We start from the raw sequence: 1734 nt of genomic DNA, 5'->3' as shown, positions 1-1734 counted from the left end.
CGTGATGCCGTTGGTCTTGTTGTTGATGCGATCGGGATAGAGCTTGTGCAGATCGGCGAACACCGTCTCCTTCATCAGGTCGGTGTGAAGCGCCGAAACGCCGTTGATCGAGTGCGAACCGACAAAGGCCAGATTGCCCATGCGCACCCGGCGGTCGCCATTTTCCTGGATCAGCGAGATGCGGCCGATCTGCTCGTCCGAGAACTGGTTGGACGCACGCGCCTCCAGAAGCACTTCAGCGTTGATGGCATAGACGATCTGCATGTGGCGCGGCAAAAGCCGCTCGAACAGCGGCACCGGCCAGCTTTCCAGTGCCTCGGGCAGCAGCGTGTGGTTGGTGTAGCCGAAGGTGCGCTGGGTGATGTCCCAGGCCTGATCGAAGTCCATGCCGTGGACGTCCATCAACAGGCGCATCAACTCCGGCACAGCGATGGCCGGATGGGTGTCGTTCAGGTGGATCGCAGCCTTGTCGGGCAAGGACTTCAGGTCGCCATATTGGCTGAGATGGCGCTGAACGATGTCCTGCAGCGATGCGGTGGAGAAGAAATATTCCTGCCGAAGCCGCAGTTCCTGCCCGGCCTTGTGGGAATCGGCGGGATAGAGCACGCGCGACAAGGCATCGGCCTTGTTGCTTTCGGCGAGCGCGCCGATGTGGTCGCCGGCATTGAACTTGTCGAGCAGGATCGGATCGACCGGCATGCCCGACCAGAGCCGCAGCGTGTTGACGCGGTTGGCCCGCCAGCCGACGACGGGCGTATCATAGGCGACGGCCAGCACATGCTCGGTCGGCTTCCAGACATGGCGTTCGAGGCGTCCGTCCTTGGAGGTGATCGATTCCACCGAACCGCCGAAACCGACCTCGAACGAGCGCTCACGGCGTTCGAATTCCCACGGGTTGCCGTGATCGAGCCAGGTTTCAGGCAATTCGACCTGCCAGCCGTCGTGAATCTCCTGGCGGAACATGCCGTTGGCATAGCGGATGCCGTAGCCATGCGCGGGAATGTCGACGGTCGCCATGCTTTCCATGAAGCAGGCCGCAAGCCGCCCGAGGCCGCCATTGCCAAGTGCGGCATCCGGCTCGAGTGCGGCGATGAGATCGAGATCGACGCCCAGGGACGACAGGGCCTCGCGCATGTTGTCCATCAGGCCGAGATTGGAGAAGGCGTCGCGCATCAGGCGGCCGATGAGGAACTCCAGAGACAGATAATAGACGCGTTTTTCCTTCTGATCGTACGCCTCCTTCGTCGCCTGCATCCAGCGATCGACGATCCGGTCGCGCACGACCTTGATCGAGGCGGTCAGCCAGTCGTACTGGGTCGCAACGGCGGTATCCTTGCCGACCCGGTATTTGAGGGCCACCAAGACTTCACGTGCGAGTGTCTTGGGATCAGGATTTTCGAGCAGTGGAGGAAGGGGTTCGGATGTCATCGCGCTCGTCATGATGCCTCTCGTGCGGTTGCCATGATCATACCGGCTTTCATCGCTCCTCCCAGCCCATGCTAGCTGATACCGCTATATATTCAATCGATTTAAACATGCCCGAACCGGCATGCCCCCTGCGGCAATTTGGCAATTCGCAAGTGTGACGCGCCAAGACGGTCGCGCGACGCGCTTCAAATTCCTGTTCCGTGCCTGCCGTGCCGCCAACCCTCCAGCACTTGGGCGACATGTATCCGGCCGCCAGCCCTGCCGCGGGCGGAACCTTGCCTCCGGTAATGAAGGCCACGGCATCGG

Annotated in this window: 2 protein-coding genes; both read right to left on the bottom strand. The window is 61.5% G+C overall.

The window, feature by feature from the left end; genetic code table 11:
• A partial coding sequence (glgP, locus tag EOA22_RS32525) for a glycogen/starch/alpha-glucan family phosphorylase (protein WP_127390550.1) occupies positions 1-1440 on the bottom strand: 1440 nt, incomplete at its 3' end.
• Between the two features lie 37 nt (positions 1441-1477).
• Positions 1478-1734, bottom strand: a 257-nt coding sequence (locus EOA22_RS38305) for a hypothetical protein (RefSeq protein WP_206521408.1), incomplete at its 5' end; no start/stop codon positions are given.

Origin of the sequence: Mesorhizobium sp. M7A.F.Ca.US.014.04.1.1 (genome assembly GCF_003998745.1) — a bacterium.
Classification (GTDB): Bacteria; Pseudomonadota; Alphaproteobacteria; order Rhizobiales; family Rhizobiaceae; genus Mesorhizobium; species Mesorhizobium ciceri.
This window is presented reverse-complemented; position numbering and strand designations above follow the sequence as displayed.